General features: G+C 71.1%; 16 protein-coding genes and 1 riboswitch. Of the genes, 7 read left to right on the top strand and 9 right to left on the bottom strand.

Annotated features, from left to right (window positions below; translation table 11 throughout):
• Positions 1-2,439 (bottom strand): ribonucleoside-diphosphate reductase subunit alpha, encoded by a 2,439-nt coding sequence (locus tag CP973_RS33565; RefSeq protein WP_150247560.1) that lies wholly within the window; start codon positions 2,437-2,439, stop codon positions 1-3.
• Positions 2,440-2,598: 159 nt separating this feature from the next.
• A riboswitch (cobalamin riboswitch) is annotated at positions 2,599-2,762 on the bottom strand.
• 315 nt (positions 2,763-3,077) lie between these two features.
• On the opposite strand from CP973_RS33565, the gene CP973_RS33560 reads away from it, so the two are divergent.
• Positions 3,078-4,397: a TolB family protein gene (locus tag CP973_RS33560; RefSeq protein WP_167538559.1), complete on the top strand. Its 1,320-nt coding sequence runs from the start codon at positions 3,078-3,080 to the stop codon at positions 4,395-4,397.
• A 42-nt stretch (positions 4,398-4,439) separates the two neighbouring features.
• On the top strand, positions 4,440-5,798 hold the full coding sequence (locus tag CP973_RS33555; protein ID WP_150247558.1) for a TolB family protein: 1,359 nt from the start codon (positions 4,440-4,442) through the stop codon (positions 5,796-5,798).
• A gap of 50 nt (positions 5,799-5,848) precedes the next feature.
• On the opposite strand, the gene CP973_RS33550 is transcribed toward CP973_RS33555, so the two are convergent.
• The 6 genes from CP973_RS33550 to CP973_RS33525 form a co-directional block, all read right to left on the bottom strand.
• Entirely contained in the window at positions 5,849-6,358 is a 510-nt protein-coding gene (locus tag CP973_RS33550; protein WP_150247557.1) for a GNAT family N-acetyltransferase, read from the bottom strand.
• Between the two features lie 43 nt (positions 6,359-6,401).
• Entirely contained in the window at positions 6,402-8,036 is a 1,635-nt protein-coding gene (gene mctP / locus CP973_RS33545; RefSeq protein WP_208853346.1) for a monocarboxylate uptake permease MctP, read from the bottom strand.
• Positions 8,033-8,308, bottom strand: a complete 276-nt coding sequence (locus tag CP973_RS33540; RefSeq protein ID WP_150247556.1) for a DUF3311 domain-containing protein — start codon at positions 8,306-8,308, stop codon at positions 8,033-8,035. The genes mctP and CP973_RS33540 overlap by 4 nt, the downstream gene beginning before the upstream one ends.
• Before the next feature lie 167 nt (positions 8,309-8,475).
• Entirely contained in the window at positions 8,476-8,673 is a 198-nt protein-coding gene (locus tag CP973_RS33535) for a YbdD/YjiX family protein (RefSeq protein ID WP_150247555.1), read from the bottom strand.
• Positions 8,670-10,826, bottom strand: a complete 2,157-nt coding sequence (locus CP973_RS33530) for a carbon starvation CstA family protein (protein WP_150247554.1) — start codon at positions 10,824-10,826, stop codon at positions 8,670-8,672. Before CP973_RS33530 ends, CP973_RS33535 begins: the two co-directional genes overlap by 4 nt.
• 151 nt (positions 10,827-10,977) lie before the next feature.
• Positions 10,978-11,736 (bottom strand): GntR family transcriptional regulator, encoded by a 759-nt coding sequence (locus CP973_RS33525; protein WP_030587435.1) that lies wholly within the window; start codon positions 11,734-11,736, stop codon positions 10,978-10,980.
• 309 nt (positions 11,737-12,045) lie between these two features.
• Between CP973_RS33525 and CP973_RS33520 the strand changes: the two genes are divergently transcribed.
• The 4 genes from CP973_RS33520 to CP973_RS33505 all read left to right on the top strand — a co-directional run bounded on the left by CP973_RS33520 (position 12,046) and on the right by CP973_RS33505 (position 16,904).
• On the top strand, positions 12,046-13,317 hold the full coding sequence (locus tag CP973_RS33520) for an extracellular solute-binding protein (protein WP_150247553.1): 1,272 nt from the start codon (positions 12,046-12,048) through the stop codon (positions 13,315-13,317).
• Between the two features lie 190 nt (positions 13,318-13,507).
• A complete protein-coding gene (locus tag CP973_RS33515; RefSeq protein WP_150247552.1) occupies positions 13,508-14,491 on the top strand; it encodes a carbohydrate ABC transporter permease in 984 nt (327 codons plus the stop codon).
• Complete coding sequence (locus CP973_RS33510; RefSeq protein WP_150247551.1) at positions 14,488-15,318, top strand: carbohydrate ABC transporter permease; 831 nt, start codon at positions 14,488-14,490, stop codon at positions 15,316-15,318. Before CP973_RS33515 ends, CP973_RS33510 begins: the two co-directional genes overlap by 4 nt.
• Positions 15,319-15,326: 8 nt before the next feature.
• Positions 15,327-16,904 carry a glycoside hydrolase family 3 protein gene (locus CP973_RS33505; RefSeq protein ID WP_150247550.1) on the top strand — a complete coding sequence of 526 codons (1,578 nt, stop codon included), beginning with the start codon at positions 15,327-15,329 and terminating at the stop codon, positions 16,902-16,904.
• Positions 16,905-17,027: 123 nt separating this feature from the next.
• Here CP973_RS33505 and nagB read toward each other — a convergent pair whose 3' ends face one another.
• Positions 17,028-17,810 (bottom strand): glucosamine-6-phosphate deaminase, encoded by a 783-nt coding sequence (gene nagB, locus CP973_RS33500; RefSeq protein WP_150247549.1) that lies wholly within the window; start codon positions 17,808-17,810, stop codon positions 17,028-17,030.
• Positions 17,811-18,257: 447 nt separating this feature from the next.
• The gene (locus tag CP973_RS33495; protein ID WP_150247548.1) at positions 18,258-19,013 is read right to left on the bottom strand and encodes an SDR family oxidoreductase; all 756 of its coding nucleotides are present in this window, start codon (positions 19,011-19,013) and stop codon (positions 18,258-18,260) included.
• Between the two features lie 80 nt (positions 19,014-19,093).
• Here CP973_RS33495 and CP973_RS33490 point away from each other — a divergent pair, with 80 nt between their 5' ends.
• Positions 19,094-19,711 (top strand): TetR/AcrR family transcriptional regulator, encoded by a 618-nt coding sequence (locus tag CP973_RS33490; protein WP_150247547.1) that lies wholly within the window; start codon positions 19,094-19,096, stop codon positions 19,709-19,711.
• The last annotated feature ends 158 nt before the right edge of the window (positions 19,712-19,869 follow it).

Here is a 19,869-nt window from a genome sequence, read left to right as displayed (position 1 = left end):
TTACTGGCATGCCTCGCAGGACTCGGGGTTTTCCAGGGAGCAGGCGACGGCCTCGGGGTCGGCCGCCTGAGCGGGTACGGGAGCGGTCTGCGCGCCCCCGCCCGTGCCGCGCGCGGACTGGGCGATCCGGGTCGCCGGCCGCGAGCGCAGGTAGTACGTGGTCTTGATGCCGCGCTTCCAGGCGTAGGCGTACATCGAGCTGAGCTTGCCGATGGTCGGCGACGCCATGAACAGGTTCAGCGACTGGCTCTGGTCGAGGTAGGGCGTACGGTCCGCCGCCATGTCGATCAGGGCACGCTGCGGGATCTCCCAGGCCGTGCGGTACAGCTCGCGGATCTCCGCGGGGATCCAGTCCAGCTCCTGCACCGAGCCGTTGCCCTCGCGCAGTGCGTCACGGGTGCGCTCGTCCCACAGGCCCAGCGCCTTCAGCTCCTCGATCAGGTACGCGTTGACCTGGAGGAACTCGCCGCTCAGCGTCTCGCGCTTGAACAGGTTGGAGACCTGCGGCTCGATGCACTCGTACACGCCCGCGATCGAGGCGATGGTCGCGGTCGGCGCGATGGCCAGCAGCAGCGAGTTGCGCATGCCGGTCGCCGCGATACGGGTGCGCAGCGCCGCCCACCGGTCCGCCCAGCGCGGCTCGGCGTTCGGGTAGTGGTCGGGGTGCAGCACGCCCCGGGCCGTACGGGTTGCGGACCAGGCCGGGTGCGGCCCGTGCCGCTCGGCGAGGTCGGCGGACGCCTCGTACGCGGCGAGCATGATCCGCTCGGAGATGCGGGTGGACAGCTCCCGCGCCTCGGGCGAGTCGAAGCCGAGCCGCAGCCGGAAGAAGACGTCCTGGAGTCCCATCAGGCCCAGGCCCACCGGCCGCCAGCGCGAGTTGGAGGCGCCGGCCTGCTCGGTCGGGTAGAAGTTGATGTCCACCACGCGGTCCAGGAAGGTCACGGCCGTACGGACCGTGGCGTCCAGCCGCTCCCAGTCCATCTCGCCGTCGTCGCCCAGGTGGGCGGCCAGGTTGACCGAGCCGAGGTTGCAGACCGCGGTCTCGCCGTCGTCGGTGACCTCCAGGATCTCGGTGCACAGGTTCGAGGAGTGCACCACCTTGCCGGGCTCGGCGGTCTGGTTGGCGGTGCGGTTGGCGGCGTCCTTGAAGGTCATCCAGCCGTTGCCGGTCTGCGCGAGGGTGCGCATCATCCGCGCGTACAGGATGCGCGCCGGGACCTGCTTGACGGCCAGGCCCGCGGCCTCCGCCTCGCGGTACGCGGCGTCGAACTCGTCGCCGTACAGGTCCACCAGCTCCGGCACGTCGCTGGGGGAGAACAGCGACCAGTCGGCGTCCGCCTCGACGCGGCGCATGAACTCGTCGGGGATCCAGTGCGCGATGTTCAGGTTGTGGGTGCGCCGGGCGTCCTCGCCCGTGTTGTCGCGCAGCTCCAGGAACTCCTCCAGGTCCGCGTGCCAGGTCTCCAGGTAGACACAGGCCGCGCCCTTGCGCCGGCCGCCCTGGTTCACGGCCGCGACCGAGGCGTCCAGGGTGCGCAGGAACGGCACGATGCCGTTGGAGTGGCCGTTGGTGCCGCGGATCAGCGAGCCGCGGGCGCGCACCCGGGAGTACGACAGGCCGATGCCGCCGGCGTGCTTCGACAGGCGCGCCACCTGGTGGTAGCGGTCGTAGATCGAGTCCAGCTCGTCCAGCGGGGAGTCCAGCAGGTAGCAGGAGGACATCTGCGGGTGCCGGGTGCCGGAGTTGAAGAGGGTGGGGGAGGAGGGCAGGTACGACAGCGTGCTGGTCAGCCGGTACAGCTCGGCGACGTCGTCCACGGCCCGCTCGCCGTGGTCCTCGGCCAGGCCGCAGGCCACCCGCAGCAGGAAGTGCTGCGGGGTCTCGATGACCTGCCGGGAGATCGGGTGGCGCAGCAGGTAGCGGGAGTGCAGGGTGCGCAGGCCGAAGTAGCCGAACCGGTCGTCGGCGCCGTCCGCGAGGGCGCGCTCCACCAGCTCGTCCAGGCGCGCCGCGTGGGTCCGTACGAACTCCGCCGTGTCGTCGGCGATCAGGCCCTCGCGGTGTCCGACGGCGACGGAGGCGGAGAAGGCGGTCGCCCCCTCCGCGGCCGCCTCCTCCGCGATGGCGAGCGTCAGCAGGCGGGCGGCCAGCTTGGAGTACTGCGGCTCGTCGCCGATCAGGCCGGCGGCGGCCTCCATGGCCAGCGAGCGCAGTTCGGCCTCGTCGGAGCCGGGGTGGCGGCCGCGCAGCGCGGCGGCGGCGACCTTGCCGGGGTCGGTGGCGTCCAGGTCGGCGGTGAGGTCGGTCAGCGTGCGCAGCAGCGCGGCGCCGGGGCCGTCCTCGGCCCGGCCGCCGGCGTCCTGCCGGGGCTTCGTGTCCTTCGCGGGCTGCACGACCTGCCGGTCTGACGCGGGCTCCGTTGGCGCGATGGTCACGTGCTGCTCTCCCTCACTCGGCGGGGGCCCGGGGGAGGCACGGAGGGCCGCGTACGGGCGTGCGGCACCCCTGGCACGGCGAGGGGCGCGCGGGCACACCGCGCAGCGTCCACCGGCCCAACCCGCGAGGCCCGGACGTATCGACGACCGCGCCGGGATGGCGCGGGCGTACTGCGGGCAGGTCTTCGGACTCACGGGTGCGGATTGCCGCACTTCGTACACCGTTGCGGGACAGTTCCGGATTCGCACCGGATTCCCCTGCGACGACAGCGAGCACGAGCATACATCTTGTGCTGCCTCGTGCACCCACCCCCATATCTTGTGTCGCGTTGGCGCGGGGTTGTCCGGAGCCGTGGTATTCGGCAGCCGTTCCGAGGCCGTTCGCCGGGCGCTGCGGGGCCGCCCAGAAGCCCCTGCGGAGGCTTCCTGAAGCCGTTCCGGGCCTTCCGGCCGGGGCCCGGCGGCCCTCCTGGACGGGGGCTGATGCAGGGGGCGTATTGGTGGCGCGGAATGTCCCTGATGCGTTGACCGGGACTCCTGAAGCGTATTGGCTCCTTGTCTGCTCCGTCGCCCGGCGGGGCGGGTGGGGGGCCTGATGTGAGGGGGGAGACATGCGAAGAAACGGTGCTGCGCGCGGCGTGGCGAGAGCCGTGGGGCTGCTGGCCGGAGCGTGTGCCGTGGCGGGGGTGCTGTCCGCGACGGCCACCGCGGCACGGCCGGCGGCCCCGGCGACCGAACGGGTCAGCGTCGCCGCGGACGGAACGCAGGGAAACGGTTTCTCGGGCGGTCCGACGCTCAGCGCGAACGGGCGGTTCGTGGCATTCACCTCGGAAGCCACCAATCTGGGACCCGCCGACGCCAACGGCCAACAAGACGTGTACGTCAAGGATTTACGGACGGGAAAGGTCGACCTGGTCAGCGTCGCCGGTGACGGCACGCGCGGCAACGCCCTGTCCGGATCACCCGAGATCAGCGCCGACGGGCGGTACGTGGCCTTCTACTCCTCGGCGTCGAACCTGGTGCCCGGCGACACCAACGGCGAGGGCGACGTGTTCGTCCACGACCGGCTGACCGGCCGCACCACGAGCCCCACCGCGGGCGCGGGCACGTCCCCGTACGGCTACGGGGTGCAGAACTTCACCCTCAGCGGCGACGGCCGCCACCTCGCCTTCGGCTCGTACCGCGCGGACCTGGTGCCCGGCGACACCAACGAGCGCCTGGACATCTTCGTCCACGATGTGCAGAAGGAAACGACGAAACGGGTCAGTGTGGCGAGCGACGGCACGCAGGCCGACGGCCCCTCCGCCTTCCCGTCGATCAGCGCCGACGGCCGTCGGGTCGCGTTCACCTCCAAGGCGACGAACCTCACCCCCGCCGGACCCGGCTTCCGCCGCCCGCCGCCGCAGGACCCCCTGTACGTCCACGACCTGGACACCGGGCGGACGAGCGTGGCGAGCCTCGGCTCGACGGGCGCCGTGGTCGGCGTGTCGCCGTTCCCCCGGCTGAGCCCCGACGGCCGGCACGCGGTCTTCGCCTCCGTGGCCGACGACGTGGTGCCCGGCGACACCAACGGCACGTACGACATCTTCGTCCGCGACCTGGGGAAGGGCACCACCCGGATGGCGTCCCGCGCGCACGACGGTGCCCAGGGCAACGGCTGGTCCTCCGACGGGCGGCTCAGCGCGGACAACCGGCGCCTCTTCTTCACCTCCGCGGCGACCAACCTGGTGCCCGGCGACACCAACCGCGAGGTCGACGCCTTCGTCCGCGACCTGCGCACCGGGCGGGTCGAACGGATCAACGTCACCGCGGACGGCGGCCAGTCGTCCTCCTGGACCAATACCGCGGTGCCCGACGCCGCCGGGCGGCTGGCGGTCTTCGACTCGCGCGACGACGGGCTGGTGCCCGGTGACACGAACGGGACGGGCGACGTCTTCGTCCGCCGGCTCACGCACTGACGTCAACGGCGACGCACGCATTCACCAGGAGGGGAATCCGCCATGAGGTCCACCCGCACCACCGTACGAAGACTCGCCGCCGTCACCGGGGTGTGCGCGCTCGCCGCGCTGCTGCCCGCCACGACGGCCGCCGCCCGGTCCGCGCCGCCGTCCGGCACCGAGCGGGCCAGCGTCGCCGCCGACGGCACACAGGGCAACGGCGGCTCGTCCGGCTCGATGATCAGCGCCGACGGCCGGTTCGCCGTGTTCGGCTCCGACGCGACGAACCTGGTGCCCGGCGACACCAACGGCCAGCCGGACATCTTCGTCAAGAACCTGCGCACGGGCGCCGTCGAACGCGTCAACGTGGCGAGCGACGGCACCCAGGCCGACTCCTGGTCGTCCACGCCCACCATCAGCGCCGACGGCCGGTATGTCGCCTTCGCCTCCGGTGCCGCCAACCTCGTGCCGGGGGACACCAACGCCGCCACCGACATCTTCGTGCACGACCGCAGGACCGGACGCACCGAGAGCGTCACCCTCGACGGAAAGCCGCCGCAGGGCAAGCAGGGCTCCCAGATGCCCGTGATCAGCGCCAACGGCCGGTACGTGGCGTTCGCCTCCAGTCGTGAGGACCTGGTGCCCGGCGACACCAACAAGGCCCAGGACATCTTCGTCCGCGACCGGAAGACGGGCGCGGTCGAGCGGGTGAGCGTCACCGCCACCGGAGAGCAGGCCAACGGGCCCTCCGCCAACCCGGCGATCACCTACGACGGCCGTACGGTCGGCTTCACCTCCAAGGCCGCCAACCTGCGCCCGGCCCCCGCCGCGGCCGCCCGCGACCGGGCCGATCTGCGCAGACCGCACAGCTACCCGTTCTACGTGCACGACCTGGACACCGGCCGCACCGGCGTGGGGAGCCTCTCCTCCACCGGCGAGACGGTCGGCGCCTGGAACGCCTCGCTCAGCCCCGACGGCCGCTACGTGGTCTTCTCCAGCCAGTACGGCGAGGTGGTGCCCGGCCACCCGACGGGCCGGGCCGACCTGTTCGTACGGGACCTCGTCAAGGGCACGACGGAGCAGATGTCCTACACCTACGACGGCAAGCAGCCGCAGACCGGCTCCTCCGGCCTGGGCGTGCTGTCCGCCGACAACGGTCGCCTGTACTTCCAGTCCTCGGCGCCGGACCTCGTACGGGACGACACCAACAACGCGACGGACGTCTTCGTCCGCGACATGCGCACCGGCGTCATCGAACGCGTCAGCCGCCCCGTCGACAGCACACCCGACCCGGGCTGGTCCTCCAACGTCTCCACCGACGCCATCGGCTTGACCGTGGCCTTCGACTCGGACGCGGCGAATCTGGTGCCGGGGGACACGAATGGGGTCACGGATGTGTTCGTACGGCGAATGCTGCCGTAACCCGATGCCGTAACCCGGCGCCGGGCCGGGCGCACGGGGCCGGCCCGGCGCTATGCCGCCTCGCCGAGGTCGCAGGTGAACGCCAGCAGCGTGATGTCCGGCACGGGCTCCCAGTCCCGCTCAGGTGTGCGCGTGAAACCGATGCGCTCATACACGCGGTGGGCGTTCTTTATGTGCGGCAGGGCGGAGAGCACCATGCGGGGCAGGCCCAGGGAGCGGGCGCGGTCCATGCAGGCGCGCACCAGCGCCTCGCCGATGCCGCGCCCGCGGCCGGCGGGGGCGACGGCCAGCATCCGGAACTCGCCCTCGTCGGGCCCGGCTATCTCGGCGTACGGACTGCCGGGGGCGGCGAAGGTCACCGCCCCCAGCACCGTGCCGTCGGCGTCGACCGCCGTCAGCACCTCGGCGCTCTCGGCCCGCTCCGCGACCGCGCGCAGTTGGTCCGTATACGGGTCGTCGGCCCCGAGGGCCAGCAGTCCGTCCGCCGCGTAGGCGGCCACGAGGAGTTCGCCGATCTCCTCGAACTCCTCCTGCCGCGCGGGCCTGATCGTGATGTCCATGGGCCCAGTGTGCACCGGGGGTCTGACAACCGTCCCCGCCCCCTCAGTGCCCCGCCGGCACCCCCGCCGCGGCAGGCGGCAGCTCGACCTGGACGCCCTTGTCACCGGCGTCCGCCGTGTAGTCCTCGGGGGACGTCTCGTCCACGCCGTCGGGGGCCTTGACCGCGCGCAGCACCACCGTCAGGACGACCGTGACCAGGACGTTCAGCACGAACGCGGTCAGGCCGATGTAGCCGATCTCGCCGATGCCGGGGATCTCCGCGCTGGAGCCGCCGAAGTGCTGCTGCGTGGGGCTGGCCACCCCGTACGCCGCGAGCGTCCCGTAGATCATGCCCGCCGCCCAGCCGGCCAGCAGTGCCCACCGGTGGAACCAGCGGGTGAACAGGCCGCCCACCAGGGCCGGCATGGTCTGGAGGATCCAGATGCCGCCCAGCAGCTGGAAGTTGATGGCGACGGTCTTGTCCATCGTCAGGACGAAGACCAGCGCGCCGACCTTCACCAGCAGCGACACCAGCTTGGCGACCTTGTGTTCCTGGGCGGGCGTGGCGCCCGGCTTGAGGAAGTCCTTGTAGATGTTGCGGGTGAAAAGGTTCGCCGCGGCGATGGACATGATCGCGGCGGGCACCAGCGCGCCGATGCCGATCGCGGCGAACGCCACCCCCGTGAACCAGTCCGGGAACATGTTCTCGAACAGCTGCGGAATCGCCAGCTGCCCGTTCTGCACCTTGATCCCGGCCGCCACCGCCATGAACCCGAGCAGCGCGAGCAGCCCCAGCATCAGGGAGTACAGCGGCAGGATGGTGGTGTTGCGGCGGATCACATTGCGGTTGCGCGAGGAGAGCGTCGCGGTGATCGAGTGCGGGTACATGAACAGCGCGAGCGCCGAGCCGAGCGCGAGCGTCGCGTACGCCCACTGCGCGTTCGGGCCGCTGGCCAGTTCCCCGCGCGGTTTGCCGGTCGCCGGATTCTTCTGCGCGAAGGCGTCCTTCGCCACCGCGAAGATGTGGTCGAAGCCGCCCAGCTTGATCGGGATGTAGACGATCGCGACGGCGATGACCAGGTAGATCAGCCCGTCCTTGACGAACGCGATCAGCGCGGGCGCCCGCAGCCCGGAGCTGTAGGTGTACGCCGCCAGCACACCGAAGGCGATCAGCAGCGGCAGGTCCTTGACGAACCAGTTCGTGTCCTCGCCGCCGCCGACGCCCATCACGTCCAGCACCGCCTGGATGCCGACGAGTTGCAGCGCGATGTACGGCATCGTGGCGAGGATGCCGGTGAGCGCCACGGCCAGCGACAGGCCCTTGGAGCCGAACCGGCCGCGCACGAAGTCCGAGGTGGTCACGTACCCGTGCTTGTGCGAGACCGACCACAGGCGGGGCAGGAAGGTGAAGATCAGCGGGTAGACGAGGATCGTGTACGGGACGGCGAAGAATCCGGCCGCGCCCGCCGCGTAGATCGCCGCCGGCACCGCCACGAAGGTGTACGCCGTGTAGAGGTCGCCGCCCAGCAGGAACCAGGTCACCCAGGTGCCGAAACTGCGCCCGCCCAGCCCCCATTCGTCGAGGTTGGCGGACTGCTCGGCCTTGCGCCAGCGGGCCGCCAGGAAGCCCATGACCGTCACGGCCACGAAGAAGAAGATGAAGACGGCGAGCGCGACGCCGTTCACGCCGTCCTTCACCGCGCCGCACCCCCCTTGCGCAGCCGCCGCTCACGCTGGACCAGCTTGTAGGCGACCGTGGTGAGCGCCGTCGAGATCAGCACCCACAGCATCTGGTACCAGTAGAAGAACGGGATGCCGATGAGCGTCGGCTCCACCTTGGCGTACGAGCTCACCCACAGCATCGCCACGAAGGGCGCGACCAGGCAGAGCCCGGCGATCACGCGGGTGGGGGTGATGACCGGCGCGGCTCTGCCCGCTGGTGTTCCGGCTGATGCGGACGGCTCTGGCATGGGCGCGGCTCCGTTCCCTGGCGGTCCCCGGTGATCACGCGGGTGGTGGGCAGGAAATTTAAGCCACGGAAGTTGTACGCGTCACTACCTGTCCGCATATCGGTACGGCAACGGTGCGCGCCGTCGCACTTGTGAACGCGGGCCTACTCGGCTGTGAGCGCGGACTTTCAGCAGCAGCGGAAGCCCGAGCGGGGATCTCCCTCGCGCGCCGCGGCACGCCGCCGCTCGAATTCCCGGCGGCTGGGGACCGGCGCGTCCGGCTGGTGCTGCCGGACATGAGCGACGTAGTGCTCGTACGCGCTCTCGCCCGTCAATTCCCGTACGTACCACCGGATCCAGCGCAGCGCGCGCCCGGCCGCCCTCACGGCCCGCTCCGCTCCGCCGCCGCCAGCTCCGCCTTCTCCTCCTTGGAGGCCACCAGCCCGGCGGGCGCGACGATCGCCGACTCCACGTACGGGGCCTCGCTGAGCCGGGTCGCGGACGGGTCGCGCAGATGGCGCACGCACACCCGGGCCGCGTCCGCGATCACCACCACGATCAGCAGCGCGAGGACCGCCGACAGCACGCCGTCCACCGTCGAGTTGGTGACCACGGTGTGCATGTCGTCCATGGTCTTGGCGGGCGGCAGCACCTTCCCGGCGTCGATGGCGTCCTGGTAGACCGAACGCTGGGTGAAGAAACCGACCTTGGGGTCCCCGGAGAAGACCTTCTGCCAGCTCGCGGTGAGGGTGACGACGGCGTCCCAGACGAGCGGAACACCCGTGATCCAGGCCCACTTCAGGCGCCCGGACTTGACCAGCAGGGTCGTGCAGACGGTCAGCGCCACCGCCGCCAGCAGCTGGTTGGCGATGCCGAAGACCGGGAAGAGCTGGTTGATGCCGCCCAGCGGTTCGTGCACGCCGACCCACAGGAAGTACCCCCACAGCGCGACCACGGCCGCGCTGCACAGCACCAGCCCCGGCTTCCAACCCACCCTGCGGAACGGCTTGTAGACGTTGCCCAGCATGTCCTGGAGCATGAAGCGGCCCACCCGGGTGCCCGCGTCCAGCGCGGTGAGGATGAACAGCGCCTCGAACATGATCGCGAAGTGGTACCAGAACGCCTTCATCCCGGCCCCACCGAACACCTGCGAGAAGATGTCCGCCACCCCCACGGCGAGGGTGGGCGCGCCGCCCGTACGGGACAGCAGCGTCTGCTCCTCGACGGCCTTGGCCGCGGCCGCCAACTGGTCGGGGGAGATGCTGTATCCGAAGTGCGCGACGGCCTGCGAGGCCGACCGGACGGTGTCGCCGATGACGCCGGCCGGCGCGTTCATCGCGAAGTACAGCCCCGGGTCGATGATCGACGCCGCGACCAGCGCCATCACCGCGACGAACGACTCCATGAGCATCGAGCCGTAGCCGATCATGCGGATCTGGGTCTCCTTCTGCACCATCTTGGGCGTGGTGCCGGAGGAGATCAGGGCGTGGAAGCCGGAGAGCGCGCCGCAGGCGATGGTGATGAAGACGAACGGGAAGAGCGAGCCCGCGAAGACCGGGCCGTCACCGCGCCCGGCGAAGCGGGTGACCGCGTCCATCTTCAGGTTCGGCAGCGTGACCAGCACACCGACCGCCAGCAGCGCGATCGTGCCGATCTTCATGAAGGTGGAGAGGTAGTCGCGCGGCGCCAGCAGCGTCCACACCGGCAGCACGGACGCGATGAACCCGTACGCCACCAGCCAGACGACCAGCGTCTTCGGCTCCAGCGTGAAGGTGCCGGCCCACGGGGAGTCGGCGACCCAGCGGCCCGCCACCAGCGCGAGCACCAGCAGCGCGACACCGATCAGGGAGACCTCGGTGACCCGTCCCGGGCGCAGTACCCGCAGGTAGAAGCCCATCAGCAGGGCGATGGGGATGGTCATGCCGATGGAGAAGGTGCCCCAGGGGGACTGGGCCAGCGCGTTGACGATGATCAGCGCCAGTACGCCGAGCAGGATGATCATGATGGCGAAGGCGGCGAGCAGCGCGGCGGCCCCGCCGAACACGCCGATCTCCTCGCGGGCCATCTGCCCCAGCGACCGGCCGTCGCGCCGGGTGGAGAAGAACAGCACGACCATGTCCTGCACGGCGCCCGCGAAGACGACGCCGACGATGATCCAGATGGTGCCGGGCAGATACCCCATCTGGGCGGCGAGCACCGGCCCGACCAGCGGCCCGGCGCCCGCGATGGCCGCGAAGTGGTGGCCGAGCAGCACCCGGCGGTCGGTGGGGTGGAAGTCCACGCCGTCGTTGAGGCGTTCGGCGGGGGTGGCCCGGGTCCGGTCGACGCGCAGTACGCGGGTGGCGATGAAGCGCGCGTAGAAGCGGTAGCCGATGGCGTACGAACCGAGCGCGGCGGCGACCATCCAGGCGGCCGAGACCTCCTCCCCGCGGGACAGCGCGAGCAGCGTCCAGCCGGCGGCGCCGACCAGCGCCACGGCCGTCCATACGGCGATCTTGCGGGGGCTGGCGGCAGTTCGGGGCTGGCCTGCTGGGCGCACCGGTACGTCCTCCCGTCGACGCGACGACGGAAGGACCGTAGAGGCAGCGGGGCGGATCGCGCCATACCGCGACGCGACCGGGCGGCGGGGCGCGGGAAGGGGCGGCCCCGCTACCGGGCGCGGAAACGGACCCGGCCCGCCGTCGGGGTCCTCAGTCCGCCGGACGCCGCAGCCGGGCGACGAACTTGTAGCGGTCGCCGCGGTAGACCGAGCGCACCCACTCCACCGGCGCGCCCTCGGCGTCGAGCGAGTGCCGGGAGAGCATCAGCATCGGCAGGCCCACGTCCGTACCGAGCAGCCCGGCCTCGCGCGGGGTGGCCAGCGAGGTCTCGATGGTCTCCTCGGCCTCCGCCGGGCGGACGTCGTAGACCTCGGACAGTGCCGTGTACAGCGAGGTGTACTTGACCAGGTTGCGGCGCAGCGCGGGAAACCGCTTCGCGGACAGGTGGGTCGTCTCGATGGCCATCGGCTCCCCGCTGGCCAGCCGCAGCCGCTCGATGCGCAGCACCCGGCCGCCGGCCGCGATGTCCAGCAGTCCGGCCAGCCGGTCGTCGGCGGTGACGTAGCCGATGTCCAGCAGCTGTGAGGCGGGCTCCAGGCCCTGGGCCCGCATGTCCTCGGTGTAGGAGGTGAGTTGCAGGGCCTGCGAGACCTTGGGCTTGGCGACGAACGTGCCCTTGCCCTGGATGCGTTCCAGCCGTCCTTCGACGACCAGTTCCTGGAGGGCCTGGCGTACGGTCGTGCGGGAGGTGTCGAACTCCGCGGCCAGGGTCCGCTCGGGCGGGACCGGGGTGCCCGGCGGCAGTGTTTCGGTGATCTCCAGCAAGTGGCGCTTGAGGCGGTAGTACTTCGGTACGCGGGCGGTGCGTGCGCCGCCGCCGTTGTCCGCACTGCCCCCGTCGGTCTCCATGGCCCGCCTCTCCGACTCCTGTCGCGCTGCCGTCACCGGCTCCTCCGTACGTAGCGGCTCACATCGTGGCACGGGTGGGGTCCCGATGCTCCCTTGCTGGTCCGTGCCCGCTCGCGGGGCCTGACGCCAACGTAGCGTCTGCCTCGCGGGCACACGCCGCTACCGCGGCGACAGGCCCGAGATGTCGGTCCGGTAACGGACCTGACAGCGACTCTTATACACCCTTGACACCCCAAAAGGTCTAGGCCAAGCTGCGGGCACTGGTCTAAACCATTAAAGACCACCAGCCAGCCTTTAGGGGAGAACGCAATGAAGCGTGGGCTCATAGCGGCGACGGCAGTCGCGGGAATGATGGTGAGTGTCGCTGCCTGTGGGTCCAGCGGCAGCGGGTCGGCGGGAGCCGACGGCTTCAAGGGCAAGAAGCTCATCGTCTGGGTGATGGACGGCTCCAACCCGACGCAGTGGACCAAGCAGGTCGCCGAGGACTTCAAGGCGAAGACCGGCGCCACGGTCGAATTCCGCGTCCAGCAGTGGAACGGCATCCAGCAGAAGCTGACCACCGCCCTGTCGGAGGAGAACCCGCCGGACGTCGTCGAGATCGGCAACACCCAGACCGCCGCGTACGCCAAGGCCGGCGCGCTCGCGGAGCTGGGCGACCTGAAGAAGGAAATCGGCAAGGACTGGAACGACTCCTTCAACAAGGCCTCCCTCGTCGACGGCAAGCAGTACGCGCTCCCCTGGTACGCGGGCAACCGCGTGGTGATGTACAACAAGAAGATCTGGGCGCAGGCGGGCATCAAGGAACTGCCCAAGACCCGCTCGGAGCTCTTCAAGGCGTTCGACACCATCAAGCAGAAGACCGACGCCGAGCCGCTCTACCTGCCCGGCCAGAACTGGTACTTCTTCGACGGCCTGACCATCGGCACCGGCGCCGACCTGGTGAAGAAGGAAGGCGGCAAGTGGGTCTCCAACCTCGGTGACCCCAAGGTCTCCAAGGCCATGGACATCTACAAGCAGTACCAGGCCTTCAGCACCGCCCCGAAGAACAAGGACGAGGCCACCCCGCAGCAGGCGGAGATCTTCTCCAAGGGCAAGACCGGCGCCATCATCGCCATGGGTTACGAGGGCCCCACCGCAGTCAAGGCCAACCCGGCCATCAAGGACGACATCGGCTTCTTCCCCATTCCGGGCGAGACCGCCGACAAGCCCGAGGGCGTCTTCCTCGGCGGCTCCAACTTCGCCGTCGCCGGCGGCGGCCAGAACCAGGAGCTCGCCAAGGAGTTCCTGAAGGTCGCGCTGTCCAAGAAGAACGACGGACAGATGGTCAAGGAGGTCGGCTGGAGCCCGAAGTCCCCCGACCTCGCGGACGCCGCCAAGGGCAACCCGGCCGCCGAGGCCGCCGCGCCCGGCGCCGCCAAGTCCAGCGGCACCACGCCGCTGATCCCCGAGTGGGCCCAGGTCGAGAACACCCCGAACCCGATCAAGAACTACATGACCGCGGTTCTCAACGGCAAGGCCCCCGCGGACGCCGCCAAGGACGTCGAGGCCGAGATCAACAAGCGGCTGGCGCAGAAGCAGTGACCCCGGCGGCGCGTCCGGCGGTCCGGTCCGTACGGACCCGCGCGACGCGCCCCGGAACCAGTGACCGCGGTCCCCGCGGCGGCGCCGGCCGCGGGGACCGCCACCAACGTTCCGTACGGGAGCCGGCCGTCCCGGCCCCCGTACGGAACCACCAGCACGAGCACGACCGGGTGATGGGGAGAAGCGGGACATGTCAGTGCAGATCGAGGACGCGGTGCAGAATCCCGCGCCACGGATCGGCAAGGGCGGCGCCCCGCCGCCCGGTCGCCGCCGCGGGACCGGCCGGGCCGCCGGGAAGGCCCCCTACCTGCTGCTGATCCCGGCCCTGGCCGCCACCGCGGTCTTCCTGGGCTGGCCCATGGTGCGGAACCTGATCCTCTCGTTCCAGAACCTGAACATGAAGCAGCTGATCCAGCACCTCACCGAGTGGCGCGGGATCGGCAACTACCAGGACATTCTGGGCGGCGAGCAGTTCTGGCGGGTCACCGTCCGCACCATCGTCTTCACCGCCGTCAACGTCACCCTGATCATGGTGCTGGGTGTGCTGATCGGCCTGCTGCTGGCCCGGCTCGGCAAGAAGATGCGCCTGGTGCTGTCCGTCGCACTGGTGCTGGCCTGGGCGATGCCCGCGATCGCCGCCACCACCGTCTTCCAGTGGCTCTTCGACGCCCGCTACGGCGTCGTCAACTGGGTCCTGGACAAGCTGGGCTGGCACTCGATGGCCCACTACGACTGGGTCGGCAGCCAGCTGTCCACGTTCTTCGTCATCACCGTGCTGATCGTGTGGCAGTCGCTGCCGTTCGTGGCGCTGAACCTCTACGCCGCGACCACCACCATCCCCAAGGAGCTGTACGAGGCGGCCCGGATGGACGGCGCCGGCACCTGGAAGGTCTTCACCAGCGTCACCTTCCCGTTCCTCAAGCCGTTCCTCCTGGCGACCACGTTCCTGGAGATCATCTGGGTCTTCAAGGCGTTCCCGCAGATCTTCGCGATCAACGAGGGCGGCCCGGACAGGCTCACCGAGACCCTGCCGATCTACGCCTTCACCGAGGGCGTCGGCAACCTCCACTTCGGCATGGGCGCGGCCATCTCGCTGCTGACGATCGTCGTGCTGCTCGCCATGACCGCGTACTACCTGCGACTGACCCTCAAGCAAGAGGAGGACGAGGCGTGAAGCGCTCCCTGCTCGGCCGCATCTGGCCCAACGCGGCGGCGCTCGTGCTCGCCCTCGGGTTCGCCTTCCCCGTGTACTGGATGTTCACCACGGCCTTCAAGCCGAACGGCGACATCATCACCGAGGACCCGGTGTGGTTCCCGCTGAACGGCACCTTCGAGCACTTCACGACGGCCGTCAACGCGCCCAACTTCTGGTCCCTGGTGGGCAACTCGGTCACCGTCACGGTGCTCGCCGTCGGGCTCTCCCTGCTGATCGCCCTGTGCGGGTCCTTCGCCGTCGCGCGGATGCGCTTCAAGGGCCGCAAGGGGATCATCCTGACCTTCATGGTCGCCCAGATGGCGCCCTGGGAGGTCCTGGTCATCTCGATCTACATGATCGTGCGCGACGCCGACATGCTGAACAGCCTGGTCCCGCTGACCTTCTTCTACATGCTGATGGTGCTGCCCTTCACCCTCCTGACGCTGCGCGGCTACGTCGCCGCCGTGCCCAAGGAGCTGGAGGAGTCCGCGATGGTCGACGGCTGCACCCGTACCCAGGCGTTCGTGAAGGTCATCTTCCCGCTGCTGGCGCCCGGCCTGATGGCCACCTCGCTGTTCGGCTTCATCACCGCCTGGAACGAATTCCCGCTCGTGCTGGTTCTCAACAAGGAGCCGGACAAGGGCACGCTGCCGCTGTGGCTCTCCCAGTTCCAGAGCCAGTTCGGCGACGACTGGGGCGCCACGATGGCCGCCGCCTCGCTCTTCGCCCTGCCCATCCTGGTCCTGTTCCTGTTCCTGCAACGCAAGGCGGTCGGCGGACTGACCGCCGGCGCAGTGAAGGGATGACGCGCGCCATGACGACACTCGTACGCCCGTCCGACACCCTCACCCGCGACGCGCTCACCGTCCTCCAGCCGGGCTTCACCGGCACCTCGGCGCCCGACTGGCTGCTGCGCCGGCTCGGCGAGGGGCTGACCTCGGTGGGCCTGTTCGGCCGCAACATCGCCTCGCCGGACCAGCTCGCGGCGCTCACCGCCGAGCTGCGGGCCGAACGGGAGGACGTCCTCGTCGCCATCGACGAGGAGGGCGGCGACGTCACCCGCCTCGAAGTGCGCGGCGGCTCGTCCTTTCCCGGCAACCTCGCTCTGGGCGCGGTCGACGACACCCGGCTCACCCACGACGTGGCCCGCGAACTGGGCCGCCGGCTGGCCGAGTGCGGCGTCAACCTGAACTGGGCGCCGTCCGCCGACGTCAACTCCAACCCGGCCAACCCGGTCATCGGCGTACGGTCCTTCGGCGCCGATCCGCAGCTGGTCGCCCGGCACACCGCCGCGTACGTCGAAGGGCTCCAGTCCGCCGGCGTCGCCGCCTGCGCCAAGCACTTCCCGGGCCACGGCGACACCGCCGTCGACTCCCACCACGACCTGCCGCGCATCGCCGCCGACCTGCGCACCCTCCAGGAACGCGAGCTGGTGCCCTTCCGGGCCGCGATCACCGCCGGCACCAAGGCCGTGATGAGCGCGCACATCCTGCTTCCGGCCCTGGACGGCACCCGGCCCGCCACCCTCAGCCGCGATGTGCTCACCGGCCTGCTGCGCGCCCCCGTCGCCGAGGGCGGCCTCGGCTTCGAGGGCCTGATCGTCACCGACGGCATGGAGATGCGGGCCATCTCCGCGACGTACGGCATCGAACGGGGCAGCGTCCTGGCCATCGCCGCCGGCGCCGACGCCATCTGCGTCGGCGGCGGACTGGCCGACGAAGCCACCGTGCTGCGACTGCGCGACGCCCTGGTGAGGGCGGTACGCGACGGCGAGCTGTCGAAGAAGCGGCTCGCCGACGCCGCGGCGCGGGTCCGCGCCCTGGCACGGTGGACCCGGAGTGCGGGCGCGGCACAGGGGACCCTCCCCGGGGAGCGAGGGGTCGCGCCCGCACCCGAGGCCGGCCTGGTGGCGGCCCGCCGCGCGCTGCGGATCACCCGTAACGGCCCGTACGAGCCGCTGAGCGCGCCCGCGTACGTCGCGGCCTTCACACCCGTCGCCAATATCGCCGTCGGCGACGAGACGCCCTGGGGGGTCGCTGCGGAGCTGGGGCGGCTGCTGCCCGGTACGGAGACCGGCGCGTACGGGGATGCCGGTGCCGCCGCGGCCGGCACGTCCGGGAACGCCGGAGCCGTCGCGGCTGGCACGTCCGCCCGGACGGAGGAGATCCTGCGGGCGGCGGGGGAGCGGCGGATCGTCGCCGTCGTCCGAGACGCACATCGCCACGCCTGGATGACGGACGCCCTCGACGCCCTGCTCGACGCCCGGCCCGACACGGTCGTCGTCGAAATGGGCCTGCCGCAGGCGCCCCCGCGCGGGGCCCTGCACATCGCCACCCACGGCGCGGCCCGTGTCTGCGGACGCGCGGCCGCGGAGGTCATCGTGGGTGAGTGAACTCCGCCGGGCCGCGGAAGGGGAGCCGCGGCCCGGCGGACCGGACGTCCGGCGCAGGACACGACGCGGCCGGGGCACCCACGTGGGTGCCCCGGCCGCGTCGCGTTCGGCAGTGGTCGGCTCTTACAGGCCCTGCCACTCCGGCTTGGCGGCGTACGTGGCGCGGAAGTAGTCGGCCAGCTTGAGCTTGGACGCGGCGGCCTCGTCGACGACGACCGTGGCGTGCGGGTGCAGCTGAAGCGCGGACGCCGGCACCAGCGCCGAGACCGGGCCCTCGACGGACTGCGCCACGGCGTCCGCCTTGCCCTCGCCGGTGGCCAGCAGCACCAGGTGGCGGGCCTCCAGGATGGTGCCGATGCCCTGGGTGATGACGTGGTGGGGCACCTCGTCCAGGCTGTCGAAGAACCGGGCGTTGTCCTCCCGGGTCTGCTGCGTCAGCGTCTTGATCCGGGTGCGGGACGCGAGCGAGGAGCACGGCTCGTTGAAGCCGATGTGCCCGTCGGTGCCGATGCCCAGCAGCTGGAGGTCCACGCCGCCGGCCTCGCCCAGCGCGCGGTCGTACGCCTCGCAGGCCGCCTGCACGTCCTCGGCGGTGCCGTCGGGCCCCATGAACGCGTCCTCGCCGAGCCCCAGCGGCTCCACGACCTCGCGGAGCACCACGGACCGGTACGACTCGGGGTGCCCGGCGGGCAGCCCCACGTACTCGTCGAGCTGGCAGATGCGGGTACGCGAGACATCCACGCCCCCGTCGCGGACCTTGGCCGCCAGTGCTTCGTAGACGGGCAGCGGAGTCGAGCCGGTGGCCACACCCAACAGCGCCTCGGGCTTGCGGCGGACCAGGGCGGCGATGGCCTCCGCGATCAGCTCGCCGCCTGCCTTGGCGTCCGGGACGATGACAACTTCCACGCTGAGCCTGCCGATCTGGAGAGTGGTCGTGTGGTATAGACCAATCTACCAGAGCGCGCCCGACACCCCTGGAGACATCCGGCAACCCGGGGCTGAACAGGGGGCGAAATGGGGGCTGGGGGCGGGGGAGGGGTGAGCTGTTACTGGGCCCTCCCTCCCCGGCCCCCCGCCCCGCCCCACCCCACCCCCACCCACCTCAAAGCGACGCCTTTCCCGCCTCGCAGCAGCGCCCCCCTCGCGTCGCGGCAGCGCCTCCGTCGCGTCGCGGCAGCGCCACGCCCTCACGTCGCAGCAGTGCACCCCGCGTCGCGCTAGCGCCCCCCTCGCGTCGCGACAGTGCCCCCCCCGCCTCGCAGCAGCGCCCCCCTCGCGTCGCGGCAGTGCCCCCTCGCCCCGCAGTGGCGCCCCCTCGCGTCGCACCACCGCACCCGGCGCCGCCGCCTCACCTCAAAGCAGCGCACCCCCGGTCGCGTCGATCCACTGTCCCGTGACCCAGCGGCTGTCGTCCGAGGCCAGAAAAGCGGTGATGTCGCCGATGTCGCGGGGCTCGCCCACGCGGCCGAACGGGGACACGGCCGAGGACGCCTGCCAGGCTTCGGGGTCGTCGCGGAGCCAGCTCGCGTTCATGTCGGTGTCGACGACGCCGGGGGCGACCGCGTTGACCGTGATGCCGCGGGGAGCCAGGGCCTTGGCGAGAGTGGAGGTGAAGGCGTCCATGGCGCCCTTGGTCATCGCGTAGGCGATCAGTTCGGGCACGGCGACACCGTGGGTCAGGCCCGTCGATATGTTGATGACGCGGCCGCCGTCGCGCAGCCGGTCCAGGCCCAGCTGGGTGATGAAGAACGGGGCCTTCGTGTTGACCGCGAAGACGTGGTCGAAGTCTTCCTCCGTCGCCTGCTGGAGCGGTTCGCGCCGGCCGGTCACGCCCGCGTTGTTCACCAGGATGTCCAGGCCGTCGGCCTGCGCGTCGAACGCGGACCACAGGGCCGCGGCGTCGCCCGGGACGCCCAGCTCGGCCTGGAGGGCGAAGGCCCGGCCGCCGGCCTCCTCGATCGCCGTCACCGTTTCCTTCGCGGCGGTCCCGTCGCGTCCGTAATGCACCGCGACCCGTGCGCCGTCCCGGCCCAGCCGCTCGGCGATCGCCCGGCCGATGCCCCTGCTGCCGCCCGTGACCAGCGCCGTCCTGCCCGTGAGCACGCCCATGACCGCGCCCCCCTTTCTGTATCGGTTGCTAAAGAAAGACGCTAGCAGAGATTTCGTAGTGGGCGCTATAGAATGGGGGGATGGCGACGAAACAGCGTGGGCGGCCCCGGTCCTTCGACCGGGAGACGGCTCTGGAGCAGGCGATGCGGGCCTTCTGGGAGCACGGCTACGAAGCGGTCTCCATCGCGGACCTGACCGCGGCCATGGGCATCAAGGCGCCGAGCCTGTACGCGGCGTTCGGTGACAAGCGGACGCTCTTCGAGGAGGCGATCGAGGCGTACGTCCGGGACTTCGGCGCGTTCTCCGGCCGGGCCCTCGCCGAGGAGCCGACGGCGCGCCGGGCCGTGGCGCGGATGCTGCGCGAGGCGGCGGCCTTCCACACCCTTCCGGGCTACCCGCGCGGCTGCATGGTCATCACGGCCGCCACCAACTGCACGGCGCAGTCCGAGGACGTCATGCGTGGCCTCCAGGAGCGGCGCGCCGAGAACGTGGAGACGATCGAGGGGCGGATCCGCGGCGACATCGCGGCCGGTGAGCTGCCTGCCGGAACCGACGCGCACGCGCTCGCGACCTACTGCGCGGCCGTCCTCCAGGGCATGTCCCAGCAGGCCAGGGACGGCGCGGACCGTACGACGCTGGAGCGGGTGGCCGAGCTGGCGATGGCCGCCTGGCCCCCGGGGAAGAGCGAGGGCGAGTAGCGGCGGAAACACCCGCGGGCCGCGGCGCCGGGACAGGACCCTCAACCTGTCCGGCACCGCAGCCCGGAGCTTCATCGGCCGGCCCGGCGGCGCGATGCGCCCCACGTGCGGCAGGAACGCACGCACGCCCGGAGGCCGGTCGATTCGAGGCCGTCGCG

The organism is Streptomyces albofaciens JCM 4342, assembly GCF_008634025.1.
Classification (GTDB): domain Bacteria; phylum Actinomycetota; class Actinomycetes; order Streptomycetales; family Streptomycetaceae; genus Streptomyces; species Streptomyces albofaciens.
This window is presented reverse-complemented; position numbering and strand designations above follow the sequence as displayed.